This is a genomic window from Clostridium sp. AF19-22AC, from assembly GCF_003479085.1.
Lineage (GTDB): Bacteria > Bacillota > Clostridia > Lachnospirales > Lachnospiraceae > Faecalicatena_A > Faecalicatena_A orotica.
This window is the reverse complement of sequence record NZ_QUGN01000025.1, coordinates 69,134-85,385: the sequence shown is the minus strand read 5'-3', so window position 1 is coordinate 85,385 and position 16,252 is coordinate 69,134. Positions and strand designations below refer to the sequence as shown.

17 protein-coding genes and 1 tRNA gene are annotated in these 16,252 nt (G+C 44.6%); 5 read left to right on the top strand and 13 right to left on the bottom strand.

The features are described 5' to 3' along the window. The first annotated feature begins 349 nt into the window (after positions 1 to 349). Complete coding sequence (locus DWX43_RS22035; protein WP_182440792.1) at positions 350 to 1,132, top strand: DeoR/GlpR family DNA-binding transcription regulator; 783 nt, start codon at positions 350 to 352, stop codon at positions 1,130 to 1,132. A gap of 126 nt (positions 1,133 to 1,258) precedes the next feature. On the opposite strand, the gene DWX43_RS22030 is transcribed toward DWX43_RS22035, so the two are convergent. The 10 genes from DWX43_RS22030 to DWX43_RS21985 all read right to left on the bottom strand — a co-directional run bounded on the left by DWX43_RS22030 (position 1,259) and on the right by DWX43_RS21985 (position 11,867). After that, a tRNA-Lys gene (locus DWX43_RS22030) sits at positions 1,259 to 1,331 on the bottom strand. A gap of 236 nt (positions 1,332 to 1,567) precedes the next feature. After that, positions 1,568 to 3,028: a sulfatase-like hydrolase/transferase gene (locus DWX43_RS22025; RefSeq protein WP_118621881.1), complete on the bottom strand. Its 1,461-nt coding sequence runs from the start codon at positions 3,026 to 3,028 to the stop codon at positions 1,568 to 1,570. Position 3,029: 1 nt separating this feature from the next. Then, positions 3,030 to 3,776, bottom strand: coding sequence for an ABC transporter ATP-binding protein (locus DWX43_RS22020; RefSeq protein WP_109732851.1), 747 nt, complete (start codon positions 3,774 to 3,776; stop codon positions 3,030 to 3,032). A 1-nt stretch (position 3,777) separates the two neighbouring features. Next, complete coding sequence (locus DWX43_RS22015; protein ID WP_109732850.1) at positions 3,778 to 4,581, bottom strand: ABC transporter ATP-binding protein; 804 nt, start codon at positions 4,579 to 4,581, stop codon at positions 3,778 to 3,780. Then, positions 4,554 to 5,333 carry an ABC transporter permease gene (locus DWX43_RS22010; RefSeq protein WP_109732849.1) on the bottom strand — a complete coding sequence of 260 codons (780 nt, stop codon included), beginning with the start codon at positions 5,331 to 5,333 and terminating at the stop codon, positions 4,554 to 4,556. Before DWX43_RS22010 ends, DWX43_RS22015 begins: the two co-directional genes overlap by 28 nt. A 3-nt stretch (positions 5,334 to 5,336) precedes the next feature. Continuing rightward, positions 5,337 to 6,104 (bottom strand): ABC transporter permease, encoded by a 768-nt coding sequence (locus tag DWX43_RS22005; protein WP_109732902.1) that lies wholly within the window; start codon positions 6,102 to 6,104, stop codon positions 5,337 to 5,339. Between the two features lie 84 nt (positions 6,105 to 6,188). Beyond that, the gene (locus tag DWX43_RS22000; protein ID WP_118621880.1) at positions 6,189 to 7,277 is read right to left on the bottom strand and encodes an ABC transporter substrate-binding protein; all 1,089 of its coding nucleotides are present in this window, start codon (positions 7,275 to 7,277) and stop codon (positions 6,189 to 6,191) included. Positions 7,278 to 7,323: 46 nt separating this feature from the next. Next, positions 7,324 to 8,400: an ABC transporter substrate-binding protein gene (locus DWX43_RS21995; protein WP_118621879.1), complete on the bottom strand. Its 1,077-nt coding sequence runs from the start codon at positions 8,398 to 8,400 to the stop codon at positions 7,324 to 7,326. Between the two features lie 219 nt (positions 8,401 to 8,619). Beyond that, positions 8,620 to 10,074, bottom strand: coding sequence for a response regulator (locus DWX43_RS21990; RefSeq protein ID WP_182440791.1), 1,455 nt, complete (start codon positions 10,072 to 10,074; stop codon positions 8,620 to 8,622). A gap of 47 nt (positions 10,075 to 10,121) precedes the next feature. Further along, positions 10,122 to 11,867: a sensor histidine kinase gene (locus DWX43_RS21985; protein WP_182440790.1), complete on the bottom strand. Its 1,746-nt coding sequence runs from the start codon at positions 11,865 to 11,867 to the stop codon at positions 10,122 to 10,124. Between the two features lie 229 nt (positions 11,868 to 12,096). On the opposite strand from DWX43_RS21985, the gene DWX43_RS21980 reads away from it, so the two are divergent. From DWX43_RS21980 to DWX43_RS21970, 3 genes are all read left to right on the top strand, one after another. Then, positions 12,097 to 12,810 carry an L-2-amino-thiazoline-4-carboxylic acid hydrolase gene (locus DWX43_RS21980; protein WP_118621876.1) on the top strand — a complete coding sequence of 238 codons (714 nt, stop codon included), beginning with the start codon at positions 12,097 to 12,099 and terminating at the stop codon, positions 12,808 to 12,810. Positions 12,811 to 13,186: 376 nt separating this feature from the next. After that, on the top strand, positions 13,187 to 13,462 hold the full coding sequence (locus DWX43_RS21975) for a CD3324 family protein (protein WP_118621875.1): 276 nt from the start codon (positions 13,187 to 13,189) through the stop codon (positions 13,460 to 13,462). A gap of 240 nt (positions 13,463 to 13,702) precedes the next feature. Beyond that, a complete protein-coding gene (locus tag DWX43_RS21970; RefSeq protein WP_118621874.1) occupies positions 13,703 to 14,272 on the top strand; it encodes a DUF1062 domain-containing protein in 570 nt (189 codons plus the stop codon). A 48-nt stretch (positions 14,273 to 14,320) separates the two neighbouring features. Here the strand turns inward: DWX43_RS21970 and DWX43_RS21965 are convergent, their stop codons facing one another. The 3 genes from DWX43_RS21965 to trmB form a co-directional block, all read right to left on the bottom strand. Beyond that, positions 14,321 to 14,632: a thioredoxin domain-containing protein gene (locus tag DWX43_RS21965; protein ID WP_109732841.1), complete on the bottom strand. Its 312-nt coding sequence runs from the start codon at positions 14,630 to 14,632 to the stop codon at positions 14,321 to 14,323. A gap of 26 nt (positions 14,633 to 14,658) precedes the next feature. Continuing rightward, on the bottom strand, positions 14,659 to 14,799 hold the full coding sequence (locus DWX43_RS27095; RefSeq protein ID WP_181368798.1) for a hypothetical protein: 141 nt from the start codon (positions 14,797 to 14,799) through the stop codon (positions 14,659 to 14,661). Positions 14,800 to 14,960: 161 nt separating this feature from the next. After that, on the bottom strand, positions 14,961 to 15,611 hold the full coding sequence (gene trmB, locus DWX43_RS21960) for a tRNA (guanosine(46)-N7)-methyltransferase TrmB (protein WP_109732840.1): 651 nt from the start codon (positions 15,609 to 15,611) through the stop codon (positions 14,961 to 14,963). 329 nt (positions 15,612 to 15,940) lie between these two features. On the opposite strand from trmB, the gene DWX43_RS21955 reads away from it, so the two are divergent. After that, entirely contained in the window at positions 15,941 to 16,252 is a 312-nt protein-coding gene (locus DWX43_RS21955; RefSeq protein ID WP_109732839.1) for a hypothetical protein, read from the top strand.

Here is a 16,252-nt window from a genome sequence, read left to right as displayed (position 1 = left end):
TAAGGTAATGGATAACCTCTACTTTTCATTTTCAATCTTTTACCTCCTTTGGTAATTTGAAATGATTATTTAAACTGATTGTTCTTGTTCAATCAGTTTTGTTTATGTATGATTTTTGTTTGTTTTTTTATTATTTATTATCTTTATACCTTAAAACTAGCACTATAAACTTACGATGTCAATCATTTTAGTGTTCGTTTATTTATTTTTGTGACTAATTACAGAAATTATGCTTTTGTTTTTGTACATTATTAATCACTTCATAGCTATTTACTTACTTTTACTGTTCACTTTTAAAAAAACATGCTATAATTCATACATAAATTATAAGAACATGGAGAACAGAATCATGATTCAGGAACGAAAAAATTTTATCTTGGAAGAACTTAATAAGAAAGGGATAGTGAGAGTCGACAACTTAAGCAGTCTGCTAAACACATCAGATGTAACAATCAGAAGAGATCTTAAGCAGCTGGAAGACGAAGGCCTGCTCAAACGTATATACGGCGGCGCTGTAAAGAAGAGCAACACCGTCTTTGAACCACAGGTCAGCAAACTGCTGACCGAAAACATCGACCAGAAAAAGCAAATAGCAAAATATGCGTATTCTCTCTTAGAAGACAGCGACGCAATCTCCATCGACGGCTCCACAACCGGTTATTACCTTGCGAAACAAATCCGCAAAGACGGAGGCAAAAAACTGACAGTTGTCACCAATTCCATATTGATTTCTTATGAACTCATGGGCCTGACGTACATAGACCTCTACACAGTAGGCGGACAGGTCCCCGCCAACAGCTGGGCTGCCAGAAGCGAAAGAGCCGAAAAAGACTTCAAAGCTTTTTGTGTGGACAAAGCCTTCATAGGAGTAAACGGAATAGACTTTAACATAGGGATAACCACCCCGGACATCTACGAAACCCAAATAAAAAGAGCCATGATGAGCGTTTCCAAACAAACATACATCCTGGCTGACAGCACCAAATTTTCCCACACTTATTTTTCCTACATCTGCTCTCCGGCCGAGGCAAACGCCATTATAACAGACAGCCAGGTCTCCCCGCGTATTATAGCAGAAGCAGAAAGCAGGAAAATCATCTTACTGGTAGCTGATGACTCTGAAAACTCATAAAAAATACGACAAAAAAATACGGGGGGAATAAAGAATCCTGTCTTTATTCCCCCCGTGCGATACTTTTTATATGCGAAAAAAACACCATCCCCGCGGCTCTGGACTCCGCGAAAACAGTGCTTCAAGTGCGCGATCAGGGGTTCGAACCCTGGACACCCTGATTAAGAGTCAGGTGCTCTACCAACTGAGCTAATCGCGCATATTTCTTAATTTTTGTCTGCATCCTTTAACTGTGACGCAAGTGATATTATATATGATAAAAAATAAAAATGCAACCCCTTTTTTAACATTTTTTTATTTTTTTCTAAATTTTTTTATATAATATCACTTGGTCCGCTATCCGGCGACAGGAAACATCCCGGATTATGTACTTTTATATGTCTCTCTTCCTTCTTCCGAAGTGATGTCCGCACACCAGCATTTCAATATTATCTATCAGGAATAATCACCGCTTGCCCGGATGTCTTCCAGCACGGCCCCGAATGATTCGAGTGGTTCGAACCTGACATCATATGGATACTGCGGATAGTCCCAGTCCAGTTTATGGATGTCTCTGACTTTTACGCTCATGACGCGTTTCAGCAAAAGCAGTGTCATTTCATCCCTGACGGCCCGGTAAGAATCGTCATGGTAAAGATTATGGAGTTCGTGCGGATCTTTCTCAAGATCGTACAGTTCACCCAGGTCATCTGCATAAACAGAAAGTTTCAGGTTTCCCCTCCTGATCATCGCACCCGGTCCGAACGAGGTTGGGGCATGGGGCGCCGTTATGGTGAAGCCCTCGATTGGTTCCTGACAGGTCGGGCATCCGCCTCCTGCCTCGCAGAGAATGGTGTCCCTGCCGGTATCATCGCCTGCGTCCAGAGCCTGTACCCAGGATCTGCCCACCATTGTCGGGGGAATCTGTACGCCCAGTATTTCAAGCAGGGTAGGAACCATATCTACTTCCTCAGTCAGCCCACTGAACACGGTATTTTTCCATCGTCCGTCCGGATGGACAAGGATGGCCGGAATATGGGAAAGACATTCATAGAATGTCGGATTTTTGTGGGTCATCCTGTAGTCTCCCAGCAGTTCTCCATGATCGGAAAAAAACAGAATCACTGTCTTTTTATCCTGACCGTTTTCTTTTAGTGCATCGCAAAGTCTTCCCACATTGTCATCCACATACCTGATCTGTCCCATATAATGTGCGATTGCCTTTTTCAGGTCATCTTCCGTGCACTGATCCATCTCCGAGTGCACACGGAACACCTCATTTTTTACCGGCTGGCTTTTACTGTCATAAGCATAGAAGCTCTCCGGCACATCGATTTCTGAAGGATCGAACATGGTATCATATGGACCCGGACAGCAGAACGCCGGGTGGGGGTCCTGATAATTTATCCACAGAAAGTACGGTTCCTCCCCGGAGTTTTCCACAAACTGAATTGCTTCTGTCGTCAGTTTGTGGGTAATGTTGAAAGGATGGTCTTTTTCCAGAGTAAAAGAGGAATAAGAATGTTCATATTTGGGATGTCCATCGTAATTGCCCAGACAGACTTCGTCCAGACTGTCCCAGAGCTTTGGCAGTTCCGAGTATGTGAATAAATGGTTTTTCCCAAACATCCCTGTTCTGTACCCGGCCTGTTTCAGTGATGTGACGATATTCGGCACGGACGGGGAGATCGTGGACCAGTAATTTCTGTGATTATGCTCTGAAAAATACGTGCTTGTCGCGAAACTGCATCTGCTCGGTCCGCAAAGCGGAGCCGCACAGTACATATTTTTAAACCGGACGCCGTTCTGTGCCAGGGCATCGATATGTTTTGTGCCTATTGTACTGTGCCCGTAGCATCCCAGATAATCGGCGCGCATCTGGTCCGGGGTTATGATAATTAAATTATACTTTTCCATGCTACCACCATTTTATCAGGTCCGTTACTTGATTACGAAGTGCTACAAATTCCGGATCAGATACCTTTCTCGGACGGGGGAGATCGTTAATGATTTCCGTTTTGATATGAGTTGGTTTATTTGTCAGGACGATAATCCTGTCAGACAGATAAACAGCTTCCTCTATATTATGTGTGATGAACAGGACCGTTGTTCTGATTTCCTTCCACATTTTCAGCAATTCATCCTCCAATTTATACTTTAGTGTCAGATCAAGCTGCCCATATGGCTCATCCATCAGGAGTAAATCCGGCTCTATTGCAAATGCTCTCGCGATAACCACCCTCTGGAGCATACTCGCCGACAGCTGGCTGGGATAATAATTCCGGTATTTGTCAAGCCCTACCATCCGGATTACATAATCAGAGCGTTCCTTTAGCTTATCCGGCGGGAACTTCTTGGCTTTCAGCCCGAATTCCACATTTTCCTGAATGTTGAGCCACTCCATTGTAGAATACTCCTGAAAAATATATGCCAGATTATGTTTCTTCGGATGGATATCCTCGCCGTCTACCTGAATACTGCCCTTATTGATGTCATAAACCTTTGTCAGGGAGTTCAGAAACGTTGTTTTTCCGCACCCGGTAGGCCCTACGATACACAAGAATTCTCCGTCGTATACATCAAAGGAAATGTTGTCCAGTACCAGCAGGTCGCCGAATGCCTTGGTCAGTTCCTTTACTTCCACTTTCACCCTTTTCTCATCCATTTTAACCCTGCACCTCCTCTTCGGCCACATTCCCCTCCACGCACTGTGTAATCTCTTCGCGCAGTGCCAGAAATGCCTCGCTTGTATAGTCTCTCGGCCTCGGCAGGCCGATGATGTATTCTTTCTTAACCGAAGCAGGCATTTCTGTGAGCACAACGATCCTGTCCGCCAGATAAATTGCCTCTTCCACATTGTTCGTCACAAATACGACTGTACGTTTTTCTTTGGAGCAGATTTTCTCAATCTCTTCCTCCATCAGATACCTGGTCTGTGCATCCAGATGGCCGAACGGCTCGTCCATGAATATCACATCCGGGTTGTTGCAGTAGGCACGGGCAATCCCCACCCGCTGCTGCATGCCGCCTGAGAGCTTGACCGGATAGCTGTCCTCGAACCCGGTCAGGCCGACTAAGTCAATATAGTACTGGGCTCTTTTTTTCCACTCTTCCTTCTTAACCCCCTGCATCCTTGGTCCGAAAGATACATTCTTCATAACGCTCATCCACGGGAACAGTGCAGTTGTCTGATAGACCATCCCGCGGTCACAGCTCGGCCCGTCCACCTTTTTCCCATTCACCTCTATCTCCCCTCCGGTTGCATCTACAAGGCCCGCCAGCAGGTTCAGGATGGTTGTCTTCCCGCACTGTCCCGGTCCGAACAGGACCAGAAACTCGTTTTCCTTTACTTCAAGGTTCAGATTCCGGATAACCTCATTCACTTCATCCTGTTTTCTATTTTTTGCATAAAAAGTTTTACAGAGATCCTTACATCTGACTGTTACTTTCCCCTTACCGTCCATGAACATAATCTCCTTTCTAAAACTCTCATAATATTAGCCAGTGCGAACCCGATGATTGCTATGGAAATCATGCCGACCAGAATCAAAACGGTATCCCCTGTGTTCATTCCCATATTGATAATCCATCCTGCCCCCTCATAGGAGCTGATCATCTCCGCCGCCAGAACTGCCATCCAGGATGTGGACAGGGAAACCTGCAGCCCTGCGAATATGTATGGTGTGGCGCTCGGGAGGATGATGTTCACAAAAATCTGGAACTTATTCGCGCCCAGAAGTTCTGCCGCCCCGACCAGTGTCTGATCGACCTTGTTTGTGCCGTCATAAGAGTTCAGCACAATATTAGCAAAACCACCCATAAAGATGATAAAATATTTTGTCGTCTCGCCGATTCCAAACCAGAGGATTGCCAGCGGTATCCACGCTAGTCCCGGGATCGGGCGGATAATATTGAAAATGGGCCTGACAATTGCATTGACTGTTTTGGAGTATCCCATTGCAACCCCCAGAATAATTCCTGTTACAGAGGATAGTCCGAATCCCACGAATACGCGCTTCAGACTATACAGTACATGCATCTGGAGCGTATACTTCCCAATCGGGACTGACAGTGACTCGGCGAATCTGGAAAAGACTTTCTGGGGAGTCGGAAAGAACAGCGACACCTTTGTATAGGAGGCCGCAAAGTACCATATTAAAAACACGCTTAAAATCGCCGCCGCCCCAATACCCACGGCAAGGCTTTTTTCCTTTGTCTTCATCTTCTACCTCCTCACGAATTTCTTTTCCAGAAATTCCAACGTTCCTGTCAGAATTGCACCGACTCCGGCAATGACAAGCATCCCCATCACAATGATGTCCGGGCGGCCGATCGTCCTTGCAATCTGGAGCATGTATCCAAGTCCTTTCGTAGCCGCCACGAGTTCGGCAGCTACCAGCGTCATCCATGCAACCCCGAGAGAAACCCGCAGGCCCGTAAAGATCATGGGCAGTGCCGTCGGGATAGCTATCTTCCGGAGGATTTCAAATTTTGTCAGCCCAAAGGTTTTTCCCACATTGATATGTACTTCACTCGTCTGCTTAATGCCTGAATAGGAATTGATAATGCAGGGAATAACCGCGGATACGAAGATAACCATTGCTTTCGATTTCAGGTCAATGCCCAGCAGGAGGATCATAATCGGAACCCAGCCAATCGGGGGGATCGGCCTTATAAGGTCGAAAATAGGTTTTACAAACAGATCCACGGGCTTATACCAGGCCATTAGAATTCCAAGCGGGATTCCCACGATTGCACCGAGCACATAGCCGGTCAGGGCCACCTGCAGGCTTGCCGCAACATGGACCAGTAAGACAGAGCCGTCCGGGGACGGGTTTACCAGTTTGATAAAAAATGCCTGAAATGTCTTGATGGGACTCGGCATGGAGTACACCGGGAATAAATGGAATACGTCTGTCACCAGCTCCCACAGGACAAAAAAGCATATCATGGAAATTGCAGAAATGACCATATATTTTTTGTTCTTCTTCATTTTATCCAGCCTTTCATTTCTTTTATGTCTGTTACAGGAGGATGCCGGGTAAATGACCATTCACATGCCCGGCATCCTGTCTCTTTATTTCAAAGCTTCATCAAGAAATTCTGAAGTCGTGTTATTTTTTACAGTTTCTACTTTATCGCCGTCGAGTTTATCCTGAGATACCATGAATTCGGCGTAAGCTACCTCATAATCGCCCAGTTTTAATGCTTTTGCATCTTCTGTTGTCACAAACGGCTTTAAGTCGCATTCTGCCTGGATATCTTCATCTGTAGCAGACCCGCCGTTGTCGTTGTACCATTTCTTAACAGCCTCGAACTTCTTGTCCGGGTTTGCCTCCAGTTCGTCGTTTACTTCATAGAGTGTCTTTAAAAATGCCGGGATAACAGCCTTAATCTCTTCATTGTTATATGCCTTGTCTGTTAAAGTGATTTCCTCATAAAGCTGCAGCCCTAACTGGTCGAGGTCCGCCACTTTTACCATCGTATCGTCTGTCTGGAAACAATAAGGTGAGGTGAGCGCCGCCACATCGGCCTGTCCGCCCTTGAAAGCCTGATAGCACTGTGCAAATTCCATATGTACCATCTGTACGTCTGTCTCCGGCACGCCGATGGCCTCCAGCCATTTTGTCACGGCGAGCTGTCCGGTCGTTCCGGTTGTCTGTACGATCTTCACTCCTTTGACTGTATCCGGTGATCCGAGTACATCCGGGTAGTCCGGGTTAGTCCCCTTCACACCTGCGAGTGCAGAATCCTTGTAGGCCCAGATTTCATTGCCGCCGGTCCCGTTGATATGGCTCGCGATAACATGAGCGTCAAAATTGGCAACTCCAAATACAAACGCTCCACCGATTGTTGCCACATCATAGGAATCGGATGCAATCGCTTCGTTCATTGGCGCCCCTGTCGGGAACATGACAGGTTCAATCTTAAATCCGTTTGCCTCATCCAGCTTGTTATCGATGATGTAGCCGATCTGTGAAGAAATATAAAACGGCATAACCGCCACCCGGATCACCGGGAGTTCTCCGGAATCCGTATCCTCTTTCGCATCCGAAGCCTCTGTTTTCCCCTGTTTTTCTTCCGTTTTTCCTCCCGACTGGCAGCCAACCAGGCATGAGAGTGCTAAAGTCATTGCCAAAAATCCCGCCAATACTCTTTTCTTCATAACCTTTCTCCTTTATTCCTTTTATTTTAAACAAGACAATTCTTGTTTAATTCCCTCTGTTCTGCGTCTCAAATGCCTCCCGGAACAGCTCCCAGTCTACATTTTTATCTACATTTGGAAGTCCGAGAGGCGGTATATTTCCGATCGCCGCCATATACTCCGCATATTTTATTTCAAAATCGCCAAACTTCTCTATGTCGTAATTTTTCCTTGTCACTAAAATCTTGTCCTTACATTCCATCTCCAGAATATCCTTAGAAACCGACTGTCCCTGTTTCAGATACCAGCTTTCACCGGAGGCGGTCTTCTCTCTGGAGTCAGCTTCCAGTATCTCATTTGCATATAAAAGACATTTCATAAAACGTACCAGAGATTCTCGTTTTTCCTCATGCGCCTTTTTAGTCGCCAGAATTACCTCATATATTTCCGTATGCAGTGACTCGGTGTCGGCCACCTTCTTAAACCCTTCCTTCAGAGCCATATAAGAATAAGGTGCGCTGAGCACAACCGCATCGCCCTCACCATCCAGAAACCTGTTATAGGTATCCTGAAAGTCCCCGTAAGCAAGTTTTACGGAACCCTTCTTGACTCCGATCGATTCCAGCCATTTCATCCCGAGATACTGCTGGGTCGTGTTGCTCTTCATCAGAATCCGGCATCCCTTCACCGTATCGAGGTCCCCGTATACCTGCGGATAAGTCGGGTTAAATCCTTTCACGTCCAGAATCCGGCTGCTGCTTCTGGCATAGACCGCATCCCCGCCCGTGGACCGGATATGTTCCCCGATCACAACACCCTTGTTCTCCACCAGAGGGTACAGAAACGCCGCGCCCGTCGTAGCAACATCATACTTATCCTTTTCAATATCCACGATCTGCTCCGCACCCGACGGATATTCCACCGGAACCAGCTTCAAACCAAATTCCTCGTCCAGACCATGCTCCATAATATAGCCGACAGGTGAACTAATGTAATACTGCTGTACCGCAACCCGAAGCTCAGCCAGCTCTCCTTTATCCGCCGGCTGGCCCTGCCTGTCCACATCATCCGTCACATTCCTGCCACATGCAAAAATTCCGATCGCTAAAATGACAGAACCCAATAACAGTACTTTTCTCTTCATCTCTATCTCCCTGTATCTAATAATATCTTACCGGATCTGCTGAAAAATCCAACACACAGAACTGTAAGCATCTTGCACTTTTCTGACTTCTTAAAAGAAATGCTTCTTGGTTATTAACACAAAAACGACTTTTTGTCGGGATTCTGCAAAGGGGTCAGACCCTTTTGCGCTCCGTTTTCTGAATATTCTGAATATGGACGGCAAAAGGGTCTGACCCCTTTACCGCTTCTTTTGGTAAAAGAACGGATTCACACCCATCACCTTTTTGAATACTCTCGAAAAGTAGGACAGGTTGGAATACCCGACCTTCTCAGCTACTTCATATACCTTCAGATCGGTGTTGGTGAGTAGTTCGACGGCCTTTTGAATCCGGCAGTTTGTCAGATAACTATTATAGGTAGACCCTGTTTCAGCCTTGAACAGCCTGCAGAAATAGTCTGCATTGATATTCACGTAATCGGCGACTTCTGCCAGTGATTCGATGGAAGCGTAATTGTCCACCGTATAAGCGATCGCTGACTTCACGTATTCGGAGTATGCTTTCTCACCGACTACCATTGTGCCTTTCAGCTCCCGCAGGAAGGTATCCATTTCTTTCCTGAGCTGCTCCAGACTCCCGGCGCCTTCAATTCCATCCCTGGTCTTTCTGCATAGTTCCTCCAGCCCGCGGCCGGCGAACTCCATCTTCGACACTTTGTATGCATCCACCATATCTGTGAAGCATCCCCGCACCTGATCCAGATCCAGGACCTGTGCCTTCGTAAGCTCTTTGTACAGGTCTGCAATATATCCCTTTGCCTCCTCCTGGCGGTCTTTACGGATCATCGATATTACATTTTTCCGAATGCCCTTTATTTTCTGAAGACTGGCCTCCTGATCCTCTTCCTTGTACAAAAATACACCCTGGCGGTTCTCATAGAATCCGAGGTTCAGTGCCATCCTCGCACGCTGGCATGCCTCCGGGATTTCTTCTGTAAAACCGGAAAACCCGACCCCCGTTTCTTTCAGAAGCGCCAGATTCTTACAGAATGCCATCGCCTCACCAAAACATGCCCCCGTAGAATAGCTGTTTTTATAGCTGCATACCCAGACCGAAATATCTTTCTCATAAAAACAAGGCTCGATTCTCAGCACAAATGCATTCAGAAAGCTTTCAAATACCGCCTTGTCCGATTCCTTCTCTGCAAAAGCAGCCGCAAAGATGTGCTCTCCCTCTTTCTTTTTCACCGGAAATGTTTCTGTCAGATGAGGGTTCGTAAGCAGGTCCTTGATGTACCGGGGTTTTTCCACCTCTTTGCGGCTCTTTTTACTTTCGTGATAATTTTCCATGATCTGCCCGAGCACTTCTGCCGTAATCTCATTTTTTAACACATACTCATTCGCCTGATATTTAATCGCCTCTCTGGCATATTCAAACTCACTATATGAAGTCAGCATCACGACATATGTCTCCCCGCATGAATCCTTGATCTTCTGCAGAAGCTCAAGCCCTCCCATTTTTGGCATTTTAATGTCCGTTACAACCATGTCGAACGGCTCCTTTGAAAACATCTCCCACGCATCCTTGCCATTTGGCGCAGTACATACCTCATTTGTATTTCCTTCCAGTGCTGATATGGACATCTTCAGCCATTCACGGATTGGAAGTTCATCATCCACAATCAATATTCTCATCCTTTTACCCTCCATGCTTATGTAAAACCGGTCCTTACACCCCTGACCTATTCCAGCACCGGAATCTTAACGATAATCCGGGCGCCATCTTCATAATTTGTATCAATGCTTAAGCCGTATTTTTTTCCGAAGTTCATCTTAATCCGCTCCCGGATATTATTCATCCCGATCATGTTCGACTGCTCCTTAGAACGGATTTTCCTGCTCAGTTCCATGTAATTCTCATCCGTAAATCCTACGCCGTCATCCGTTACCGTAATCAGCATATCGCCATCGCACACCTGAAAACTGACCGCTACGTGGATCGCATCCACCTCATCATCCAGACCGTGGAAAAGCGAATTCTCGACAAGAGGTTCCAGAATCATTCTGAGTACCTTTTTCTGATACAGTTCCTGCGGACATATAATTTCGAGTGAAAACTGATCTCCGTACCGGTATTTCTGCAGGATTGAATAATCCTCCAAAAACTTGATCTCCTGCGACACATCCACAAATTCACTCTTATATGACAAAATATATTTCAAAATCGAAGTGAAAGCATCAATGATCCCGATCGCCCCCTGTTTATTACCCATATCCACAAGACAGCGGATGGAAAACAGAGTATTATAGAGGAAATGCGGACTCATCTGTGACTGCATAAATCCCATCTCCGCGGCCCGCTTCTTTTTCTCCGAATCTTTAATCGCGGTCACAAGACTCCTGATCCTCTGGTTCATATAATTACATTCTTCGCAGATCGTGTTAATCTCATGCCACCCCGCGGCCTCGAATTTCTGGTCATTTTTTTCAGATTTCCCCACCTTCTCCAGTTCATGCACCAACTCCCCGAGCGGCCTTGTTGTCCTGTGGGAAATGTAGAAGCAGACCAGCATACTGACCGAGAAAATGATCAGCCCAATCATCACCATCCTCCTCTGTATGGATTTCACGTCTCCCAGAAGTAGTTCGAGCGGAATCTCCTCCACCAGAATCCAGTTCAGCTCCTGATTTTTATAGATGGAAAACAGATATTTCTTCTGACTTTTCTCGATGATATTATAATTCTGCTCCCGGAACATCTCATTCATGACATCCATATCGTAAAAACGAATTCCTATCAGTTCTTTATTCCTGTGCGATACGATATTCCCAATATTGTCCACAATGTAGATATCGTTTTTATCAGACAGTGACTCAAACACCTGGCTGAAATTCTTCTCGTATATATTAAAAAGGAACAATCCGATAAAATCCCCGTTTTCATCCGTCATCGTCCGTGCAATCGAAACGATACTCTTCCCCTGACTGTCCTCATATGTAGAAATCCATTTTTCTTTCTCTTCCAGCACATCGAGAAACCACAGCTTATTCCTGTAATCTGCCAGTGACTGTGCATTTTTCGCCGGACCCGTACTGTAGGTATACCCGTTTTCCATGAGAAAAGAATAGTAAAAATCAAGCCCTGTCGCAGCCTGGGTCATTCCTGATAAACTTTCTATATTTTTGAAATTCTCCAGTATCTTTTCCTGCTCCTCCCTGGTATAGCTTCCCTCGTGGTAGAGATCTGTCAGATTTTCATTATAAAAATACAGGTTCGATAACATCTCTGCGTTAGATTTAATTGCCGAAACCTTCTCAGAAATCTGGGTCAGTACATCCACTCTGGAATTAGAAATTTTCTGTACCATCAGTCTCTCAAACATCTGGAAAGAAATAATCCCGCTGATACCCAGCGTACAGATAATAATACTTGCAGATAAAATAATCAGAATTGTCTTCAGTTTTAAGGGGCGGCGGTGTTTTCTCATATTAACTTCTCCCATCGGATAAAATAACTATCAAATACACTATAGTTTTATTCTATCTGCAATTTTAAAATAAGCAACTGAAACTTAAAAAGGAAGCGCAATATTTTATCTATTTACGATTATCTAATGTTAAAGTTAAATTTTCAGAATGCTACCCTTTTTCATGATAAATTGATATACTGACTTCATAAGAATATTATCTAACACCAGTTTAAAGGAGGAATCTGCCATGTCATCAACACAACCAGCTTGTAAAATCGAACATCACGCCACCCTTTTCGGCCTTTTAGCCAAATACGCCATTACAGAAAACGGCGAAAAGGGAAAAAATGCGATTCTCAAAGGCATGACAAAATATGGAAACGAACGTGGCACACGTATGGCGCAAAATGCCTTAAAACACGGGGACGACCTGACCACAATGACCAGCCAGGCTTACGGGGAGTGGCATCCTGATTATGAAGGACAGATGGACGCCGGACAATTATGTATAACCCCCACCCTGAGAACCTATGTCTCAAGATGTGCGTGGTGTGACGCCTGGAAGAAACACGGTCTGTCCGAATACGGGAAATATTACTGCCTGAATGTGGATAACGCCGTCTATCAAGGGTTTCGAAGTGACTTCATATGCACACAATTATCCACACCATTAAGCTGGGGCGGTGAACGATGTGAATTTGACTGGGGGCAGCCGCTGACAGAGGAGGAAAACCAGCTGCTGGCAAAGAAAAAGACAGAGCTTGGCACTTCCTGTATGAAGGACTTTACATATCATACCGCACATATTTTATATACCATCAGTAAAATGCTGGAAAAAGAGCTTGGCGATGCCGGCAGAAAGGCGGTGAAAGGCGCTGTAAAAGAATATGTCCGCATATTCGGGGCGGAATATCTTGAGGTACTCGACCAGGTTTATGAAGGGCACTCCATGCAGGAATAACTTTAAACTGCAGGAGCACCATCGATGCTTCACTTTATTTTGAAGCCTTAACTTTGTTTATAAAAAGAATTTAAGGTGCATAACTGACGGAGTCATGATATACTTTCATCAAGTCAGGGGAATTACTGATTCTCCGTCACGCAAAAAAATAAGGAGGACCTTTGAGACTTATGCTTAATCCTATCTTTATGACTGCATAGCAGAGGCTATTGCGGTGAAATGAATTTTTATCACAGATACCCTGAGCGGGCAGAAGCACTGACGCTTTAGCCAGGGTATGAATGTTCAGATTTACAAAAATAGCCCTTGCTGATCCTGAAACAATTTCAACTTAATTAAACGCTATGTTTCATTAAGAACGAACTAGGAGAGCAACATGAGCTATCAGAAAGCAAACCATATCCTGCCCCGTGATTTACTGGAAAAGATACAGGAATATATAGACGGCGAGCTGATCTACATCCCCAAAGCTGCGGCAAATAAAAAGTCCTGGGGTGAAGGAACTTCAACCCGCCAGGAACTCAGACTCAGGAATGAACAAATCTATGCCGACTACTTAAAAGGAGAACGCATGGACCGCCTTGCCGAAAAATACTTTCTGTCATTCAAGAGCATCCAGCGGATCATCGGTCAGGAAAAGAAAAAGAAATGATATAAGGAGACTAAACCCACGCCATAACCGGCATACGTTTGGTCTCCTTTCTTATGCCCCCGCCGCAAAATAAAGTATAAAAAATCTATTAGGTAGGTTTTATCTGCCTGTCATGCTACACTTTTTACAGAAGGAAAATCTGCAATCATAAGAAAGGAGACCAGATCATGAGAAAATCCGAAAAAAATCCGCCTGTTATTACTTTCTTGTTCTAAATTAACAGGAAAGGACTCGAAAGAAATGCAAAAAATAGTATGGGAGGTGCAGTACAGCACCCCTCCTCTGGCACTTAAATACTGCAAAAAATGCCAGAAAAAAACGGAGCATGCGAGCTCAGGCAGGTTCCGGGTTAATGCCCAGGGTAAATATCTGGACATCTGGCTGATCTATAAATGTAAAAACTGCCGGACAACCTGGAACCTGCCCCTCTATTCCAGAATCAAACCCGAAAGCATCGACAACCGCCTGCTGGAACAATTTTACAGCAACGATGGAAGCCTTGCCCTTCAATATGCTTTCTCCACCTGGCTTCTCCAGACTAACGGCGCAGAAATCGTACTTCCCGATTATCAAATCCTTGGCCCCCATCCCGATTCCGGCACAACCGTTGAACTTCAGATCACAAGCCAGTATTCTCTTCCCGTGAAAGTATCCCAGATCCTTCGGGAAAAGCTTGGACTCTCCTCACGGGAACTCGAAAAACTAATAACTGACGGCAGAATACAAAATATTTCTTTAAAAGGACTAAAGAAATGCAGGCTAAATCAGGAAATTACTCTGTACATAGATATGTCCACTCCCTATAAATAGAAACCGGCGGTATACCTCCTGTCCCGGAAAGCATACCGCCGCTCCATATCATGACTCGATCATATCTATCAGAACTTCCTTATTCAGCACCCCACTGGCCGCTGAAACCGGCCTGCCACCTTTAAAAAGAACAAAGGTCGGCACCACCTCAACATCAAATTCCGATGCCAGGATTTCACATTCCTCAATATCAATCTGACACACCTTGACCCTGCCTGCATATTCAGATGCAAGTTCATCCACAATATCAGCCATCATTGCACATTTCCCGCACCAAACAGCAAAGAATTCAACTAACACAGGCATCCCTGACCGAAGTACCTCCTGTGGGTAATTTTTCGCAGTTACTTTGATTTTCATAGCAAACACCTACGTTTCTCTATATTCTATTTACCACGGCAGCTCCCGCTGTTCAGTATCTCACACACCTCGTCAAGCGAACGCTTCAGACACATCAGCTTGCGGTTCAGGTCCGGCCTGCAGTACATCTTATGACAAACAAAATCCTTCCAGCCTCTGCCTCTCATACATACCTCCAACTGCCCGTGTAAGGCTATATCTCCTCATGGATATAATATGCAAAATATGAAAAAACTGTGAATGGGGACGTAATATTTTAAAGGTTTACTACGTCCCTAATTAACTTTTGTGGTGTACCTAATTGTAATGTTTCTGCCTGTTTGTGCTCTTATTTTCTCACTGCTACCAGTTTATTAATCGGATTTCCCTTTGCTGAGAATTTCTCTTCGTATTCTGTCATTACATTTCCCGCATTCATTATTTCATGATGGTGCAGGTCATATGTATAATTCTCAAGAATCCACCCTGCTTCCCTTACCTGTTCCATCGAAAATTTAAATAATTCTGTATTATCCGTCTTAAACTCGATTTTTCCACCCTTTGCAAGAATCTTCTCATACCTTGTCAAAAATTCTGTTGAAGTCAGGCGTCTTTTCGCATGCCTTGCTTTAGGCCAGGGATCAGAAAAATTCAGATATATTTTTTCCACTTCGTTTTGTGCAAAAACTTCTTCGACATCCTTTGCATCCATGCAGACAAGCCGTACATTTTTCAGCATATTAAACTCCTCGGTATCAAACTTTTCCACAGCCCGGAGTAATACACTGGAATATCTCTCAATCCCAATAAAATTAATCTCAGGATATTTTACTGCCATATTCAGCAGGAAACGGCCTTTTCCCATTCCAATTTCTATATGTATCGGATTTTTATTGCCAAAAACCTGCCTCCAACAGCCTTTCTGCGCCTCCGGACGTTTGATTACTGCCGGATGTGCCTGAAGCGTGCCTTCCGCACGCGGTATATTTCTCAATCTCATAATCTATATACTCCTTTTTCACTTACTTCCCATAAATAACGTTTTTTATTTCCATTTATGGTAAGTATAATACAGAACAGCTAAAAATCAATCCTCTTATTGTGTAAAACTTGAAATATTTTTCTACAAATTATAATACCATAACATAAGGTACAGGGCAAAATACATTTTGGGACACCACTTAATTCAATTTGGGACACCATCTAACTTAATTTGGGACGTAGTATACCTGAGAAATATTACGTCTCTAAACGGTTCGTAACTTGCTTTTTTTTTGAAAAGGTGTATTATAAATACAACTACTATCAATGATTAACAGGAGGCTTAACATGGACTCTATTGTAAGGAAATTATCGGAAATAGAATCTGCCGCCGCCGCTATCGTGAGCCATGCCGAAGCGCAGAAATCTGTTCTGGACAAGGAATATGATGCCGCGCGGCGCAGGTTCGACGAGGATCTGGAGGCAAAGACTCAAGAACGCATCGGAAAGATACGGGATGAGCTGGAAAGCAGCACTACCAGACTTTTAGACAGCCAGACAGGGGCTAACAGTGACTCCATCGAGGCATTGCTAAGAGAGTATGAGGAAAAGCACACACAATACGCACAAAATATTTTAAAACGGATAACAGAGGTATAG

Bases quoted from the DNA above. Each gene is read 5' to 3' on its own strand.
- DWX43_RS21965 (WP_109732841.1), bottom strand. From the start codon at position 14,632: ATGAAAATCAAAGTAACTGCGAAAAATTACCCACAGGAGGTACTTCGG.
- DWX43_RS21970 (WP_118621874.1), top strand. From the start codon at position 13,703: ATGCAAAAAATAGTATGGGAGGTGCAGTACAGCACCCCTCCTCTGGCA.
- DWX43_RS22000 (WP_118621880.1), bottom strand. From the start codon at position 7,277: ATGAAGAAAAGAGTATTGGCGGGATTTTTGGCAATGACTTTAGCACTC.
- DWX43_RS22025 (WP_118621881.1), bottom strand. From the start codon at position 3,028: ATGGAAAAGTATAATTTAATTATCATAACCCCGGACCAGATGCGCGCC.
- trmB (WP_109732840.1), bottom strand. From the start codon at position 15,611: ATGAGATTGAGAAATATACCGCGTGCGGAAGGCACGCTTCAGGCACAT.
- DWX43_RS21975 (WP_118621875.1), top strand. From the start codon at position 13,187: ATGAGCTATCAGAAAGCAAACCATATCCTGCCCCGTGATTTACTGGAA.
- DWX43_RS21955 (WP_109732839.1), top strand. From the start codon at position 15,941: ATGGACTCTATTGTAAGGAAATTATCGGAAATAGAATCTGCCGCCGCC.
- DWX43_RS22015 (WP_109732850.1), bottom strand. From the start codon at position 4,581: ATGTTCATGGACGGTAAGGGGAAAGTAACAGTCAGATGTAAGGATCTC.
- DWX43_RS21990 (WP_182440791.1), bottom strand. From the start codon at position 10,074: ATGAGAATATTGATTGTGGATGATGAACTTCCAATCCGTGAATGGCTG.
- DWX43_RS21985 (WP_182440790.1), bottom strand. From the start codon at position 11,867: ATGAGAAAACACCGCCGCCCCTTAAAACTGAAGACAATTCTGATTATT.
- DWX43_RS21995 (WP_118621879.1), bottom strand. From the start codon at position 8,400: ATGAAGAGAAAAGTACTGTTATTGGGTTCTGTCATTTTAGCGATCGGA.
- DWX43_RS27095 (WP_181368798.1), bottom strand. From the start codon at position 14,799: ATGAGAGGCAGAGGCTGGAAGGATTTTGTTTGTCATAAGATGTACTGC.
- DWX43_RS22010 (WP_109732849.1), bottom strand. From the start codon at position 5,333: ATGAAGACAAAGGAAAAAAGCCTTGCCGTGGGTATTGGGGCGGCGGCG.
- DWX43_RS22005 (WP_109732902.1), bottom strand. From the start codon at position 6,104: ATGAAGAAGAACAAAAAATATATGGTCATTTCTGCAATTTCCATGATA.
- DWX43_RS22020 (WP_109732851.1), bottom strand. From the start codon at position 3,776: ATGGATGAGAAAAGGGTGAAAGTGGAAGTAAAGGAACTGACCAAGGCA.
- DWX43_RS21980 (WP_118621876.1), top strand. From the start codon at position 12,097: ATGTCATCAACACAACCAGCTTGTAAAATCGAACATCACGCCACCCTT.
- DWX43_RS22035 (WP_182440792.1), top strand. From the start codon at position 350: ATGATTCAGGAACGAAAAAATTTTATCTTGGAAGAACTTAATAAGAAA.